Here is a 275-nt window from a genome sequence, read left to right on the forward strand (position 1 = left end):
CGCGCGCGTTCTTGCAACTGCTGGCCGGCCGCTGATGCGATGGCCGCGCTCTGCCCCAAGGCCGACAAGGCGCCGACCGTCTGGAAGGCGCCATTAAACGACACGGTCACCTGTTCCGGCCGACGAAACGCCCCGTCAGAAAAATCTGCTGGAAAATGAGCGACGCTGTAAATCTCGCCACGTCGCATCAAGGCCATGGCCTCCGTCATCGTCGCCGGAGCATGGGTCACGCGAACACCGGCGCTCGCCTCCATGTTGCGAATTGCGGCGCGGCT

The 275-nt window shown here is 64.4% G+C and carries 1 pseudogene; it reads right to left on the bottom strand.

From position 1 onward, the window contains the following. A pseudogene (locus tag HF680_RS15765) lies at positions 1-275 on the bottom strand (ABC transporter permease); the annotation flags it as partial.

The sequence above is a fragment of the Brevundimonas huaxiensis genome, assembly GCF_014218725.1.
GTDB classification, from domain to species: Bacteria; Pseudomonadota; Alphaproteobacteria; order Caulobacterales; family Caulobacteraceae; genus Brevundimonas; species Brevundimonas huaxiensis.